The sequence below is a fragment of the Streptomyces sp. LS1784 genome (assembly GCF_020103755.1).
Taxonomy (GTDB): Bacteria; Actinomycetota; Actinomycetes; order Streptomycetales; family Streptomycetaceae; genus Kitasatospora.
This window is the reverse complement of sequence record NZ_JAHSQD010000660.1, coordinates 1-4,099: the sequence shown is the minus strand read 5'-3', so window position 1 is coordinate 4,099 and position 4,099 is coordinate 1. Positions and strand designations below refer to the sequence as shown.

Genomic DNA, 4,099 nt, shown 5'->3' with positions numbered 1-4,099 from the left:
GCCTGTGGCAGCCGCTGCCGCCGGGGTGAGGGGAGGAGGAGAAGAGGAACGAGTCTGACGGGAGCAGGCCCGGCGGCTGCACGGCTCGGCAGCCTCTCGGCCTCCCCACGGCACCACGGGCACCCACCCGGCCATACGAGCCGATGGCCAGGTGAGCCCGCGGTCCCGACGGACCCCGGACGGGGGTCGACGCCCCATGGGCGGGGTACGAGGCCTCCTACGGCCTGTGCCCTGCCCTGGGCAGGGCACGGGCCGGCAGACGACCGGGAGCCACCGTTCCGGGTACGAGGCGGGCGGCGGGTGGCGGCAGGTGAGCGGGTGGTGGGTGGCGAGGGTGGGTGGGGGGAGGGGGAGGGGGCCCGGGAAATAGCGGCCGACCCGAGTCGGGGAGCGGGCACAATGGCGTAGAGATGGTCGGCCGTCCGGAACCGGACGGCCAGGGAATGGAGGCCCCGGGTGAGCGATCTTCCGCGCAAGGCAATGACCCGCACGGCACGGCTCGCTGCCCTGCCGCTGGGGATAGCCGGCCGCGCCACGCTCGGCCTGGGCAAGCGGATCGGCGGCCGTTCCGCCGAGGTGGTCACCGCCGAGCTCCAACAGGCCACCGCCGACCAGCTGTTCAAGGTCCTCGGTGAACTCAAGGGCGGGGCGATGAAGTTCGGGCAGGTGCTGTCCGTCTTCGAGGCCGCGCTGCCCGAGGAGGTCGCCGGGCCGTACCGGGCGGCGCTCACCAAGCTCCAGGACGCCGCTCCCCCGATGCCCGCCGCCAAGGTGCACACCGCGCTCGCCCAGCGGCTCGGCGACGACTGGCGCGAGCTGTTCCGCGAGTTCGACGACCGGCCCGCGGCCGCCGCCTCGATCGGCCAGGTGCACAAGGCGGTCTGGCACGACGGCCGCACGGTCGCCGTCAAGGTGCAGTACCCGGGTGCGGGCGACGCACTGCTCTCGGACCTCTCGCAGCTGAGCCGGGTGGCCTGGCTGCTGGGCCCGCTGATCCCCGGGCTGGACATCAAGCCGCTGATCACCGAGCTGCGCGAGCGCGTCTCGGAGGAGCTGGACTACGAGCTGGAGGCACAGGCCCAGCGCCGGCACGCCGAGGAGTTCACGGGCGACCCGGACATCGTGGTGCCGGGCGTCGTGGCGCAGGCCGACCAGGTGCTGGTCACCGAGTGGATGGGCGGCACCCCGCTGGCCGAGGTGATCACGGACGGCACCCAGGAGGAGCGCGACCGCGCCGGGCAGCTGCTGGCCCGGTTCCTGTTCGCCGGCCCGTCCCGGACCGGTCTGCTGCACGCGGACCCGCACCCGGGCAACTTCCGGCTGCTGAAGGACGACGGCCCGGTGTCGGGCTGGCGGCTGGGCGTGCTGGACTTCGGCACCGTGGACCGACTGCCCGGCGGGCTTCCCGCGCCGATCGGGGCCTCGCTGCGGATGGCGCTGGCCGGGGACGCGACGGGCGTGCTCCGGATGCTGCGCACGGAGGGCTTCGTGAAGCCCTCGATCCGGTTGGATCCGGATGCGGTGCTGGACTACCTGCTGCCGATCATCGAGCCGGCCGCGGTGGAGAACTTCCACTTCACCCGGCACTGGATGCGCGCCCAGGCGGCCCGGATCGCCGATCCGCGCTCGCCCGCCTACAACCTGGGCAAGCAGCTGAACCTGCCGCCGGCGTACCTGCTGATCCACCGGGTGACGCTGAGCACCATCGGGGTGCTCTGCCAGCTGGGTGCCAAGGCGCCGTTCCGCACGGAGATGCTGGAGTGGCTGCCCGAGTTCGCCGAGCACCCGTCGGCGAAGCCCACCAAGCCCACCAAGCCCGCTCAGCCGGCCCGTCAGGCCCGTTCGGCCCCCGAGTTCGCCGAGCCCGCCCGGGTCCGCAAGGACTGACGCCGGCACCGCGACAACGGCCGCAGGCCGCTCCCCGGCGACGGGGAGCGGCCTGCGGCACGACGGGGGTGGGACCGTAGCCGGCGAGGGCCTGTCGACGACGGGCCTGCGGGCCGGCAGGCCCTACATCAGCGCGACGGCAAGCGCCTTGCGGGCCCGCATCGAGGCCCGCTCGGCGCGCTGCCTGAGCTTGCGGGCCCGGACGACCCGGCTGACGAGCCGTTGGTTCTCGGCCTCGTGCAGCCTGTCTTGCATATGGGCACGGGCCAGGGATTCGTGGAGGAGTTGCATCTCGAGGATCCTGTTCTGGGTCTGAAGTTCGGTGGCCTGCTCGGCGCGGGCGGTGGGATCGACGGCGGCGGGGTTCATGTCGTGGTCCTGCTCGTGGTGCTTGCTCGGGAACGGGATGCGGGCTGCGGCATCGGCCTTGGCGGCGGCGATCCGCACGGATCGGCGGAGGGCGCTTTCCAGCGGGGGCTGCTCTCCCCGGCGGACGGCCCTGGCCTCGACGGCGGGGTTCACGCCATGACCTCGGTCTTGCGCGGACGGCCACGGGGACGCTTGCGGGCCACCACGACGCCCTGGACGAACAGCTCGCCACCCCAGACGCCCCACGGCTCACGCCGCTCCAGGGCGCCGGCCAGGCAGGCGTCCTTCACCGGGCAGGTGCCGCAGAGGGACTTCGCGTACTCGACGTCGGCCGGCGTCTCGGCGAAGAAGACCTCGGGGTCGAAGGCGCGGCAGGGGATGGGGAGACCGAGGGACTCGGCCTGCTCGATCGAGCTGAGCTGCATGGAAGGAACCTCCGGGGGGTCGGCCTGGTCGGCCTTGGTGATCTGGCTTGTCGGCGGTACGGACGGGGTGGGCGGTGTGATGACCGTGGACACTGTGGGCGTCTTCCTCGTCTTTTCTCAGTGGTTCCGGCCCAGGGGACTGGTGGTGCTGGGCCGGAGGCCCCGGAGGGCCTGGGGGGTCTTGCGTACCGGACAAAACAGAAGGGCCGCGGATCCCGGTGGTGACGGGTTCCGCGGCCCTGGAGGTGCCGACCTGAGGTTGGCTCAGGTTCGTTCTCTCCAGGGTTCAGGGCCGCGGAAGGCCCACATCCGGACGGCCTTGGCGCCCGCGAAGGCGGCCTTGGCCTGGTTAATCTGCTGCTCGTTCTGCTTCTGGGTGTTTCCGGCACCGATGACCTGCGCATAGCCGCCATGCATGGCGGCGGCTACAGCCGCCTTCGGTGCCTGGATCGGTCGCTCGTCGCGCACGGAGCACGACGTGCCGAACGACGCCCAGTCACGGGACAGACCGGTCTCGACAAAGGTGCCGTCGACGCTCCTGCTGCCCGTGAAGCACAGATCAGTGTGTCCAAGACCACTGACAGCGGGGACGACGGAGACACCGGTGGTGTCGAGACCCAGACCGGTTCCACCGAGCTCGGCGAGCGCCCGCAGGCGGGCGGCACGCAAGGAGGCAGCGACAACGGTCTGGCCAGTCATTTTGGTGATCATGATGTTTCCCACTGTCTTCGCCTCCTCTCGGCGTCTCGCGGAGCCTGGTCTCCCTGGCTCCGAATGTTCGGATGTCTGTCTCGGTAAAGCTCTGGGTGAAGCTCTCGGGCGAGGGGCGTCGGCACAGGTTTCACCCCGTGCGACCGCGTCCCCTTGACCGCTCCGGCAGGCTATTGCGCTCCCGGCACGTGGCGCAAACTATTTTTCACGCGAGTTCTTCGGCACGTCACACAACGGGTTCCGAAGCCACCCGGACAGCCCCCGGGGCCGCGCCCGGACCGGCTCAGGCCGGATCGACCGGACTGCCGTCCTCGACGCCGTCCGGATCCTCCTCGGGCTCCTCCCCCGCACACAACGAGAGCACGGCGGCCCCGTACTTGTCCAGCTTCATGGCGCCGACCCCGGAGATGGCGGCCAGCTCCCGGCGGCCGGCGGGCACGTCCTCGGCGATCGCCATCAGCGTGGCGTCGGTGAACACCACGTAGGCCGGCGCGCCCTGCTTCTTCGCCTGCCTGGCCCGCCACTCGCGCAGCCGCTCGTACAGCCCCTCGTCCATCGTGGACGGGCAGCTCTCGCAGCGGCGCAGCTTGCGCTCGACGGCCTCGGTGAGCGCCTTGTCGCAGACCCGGCACTTGACCGGTCCGCGGACCCGCCGCGCAGCGGAGCGCTCGCCCGGCTCGACGCCTCCTCGCCCGCCGCGCGCGCCG

Annotated in this window: 5 protein-coding genes; 1 reads left to right on the top strand and 4 read right to left on the bottom strand. The window is 71.9% G+C overall.

Features of this window, described 5'->3' with window-relative positions:
* Positions 1-456 precede the first annotated feature (456 nt).
* Complete coding sequence (locus KS423_RS39995) at positions 457-1,887, top strand: AarF/ABC1/UbiB kinase family protein (protein ID WP_224284639.1); 1,431 nt, start codon at positions 457-459, stop codon at positions 1,885-1,887.
* Positions 1,888-2,010: 123 nt separating this feature from the next.
* Here the strand turns inward: KS423_RS39995 and KS423_RS48255 are convergent, their stop codons facing one another.
* The 4 genes from KS423_RS48255 to KS423_RS39975 form a co-directional block, all read right to left on the bottom strand.
* Positions 2,011-2,409: a hypothetical protein gene (locus KS423_RS48255; protein ID WP_308020300.1), complete on the bottom strand. Its 399-nt coding sequence runs from the start codon at positions 2,407-2,409 to the stop codon at positions 2,011-2,013.
* Entirely contained in the window at positions 2,406-2,774 is a 369-nt protein-coding gene (locus KS423_RS39985; protein WP_374120130.1) for a WhiB family transcriptional regulator, read from the bottom strand. Before KS423_RS39985 ends, KS423_RS48255 begins: the two co-directional genes overlap by 4 nt.
* 171 nt (positions 2,775-2,945) lie before the next feature.
* Positions 2,946-3,404 carry a hypothetical protein gene (locus tag KS423_RS39980; RefSeq protein WP_224284638.1) on the bottom strand — a complete coding sequence of 153 codons (459 nt, stop codon included), beginning with the start codon at positions 3,402-3,404 and terminating at the stop codon, positions 2,946-2,948.
* A gap of 271 nt (positions 3,405-3,675) precedes the next feature.
* The coding region (locus tag KS423_RS39975; protein WP_224284637.1) for an HRDC domain-containing protein at positions 3,676-4,099 on the bottom strand (424 nt) is incomplete at its 5' end.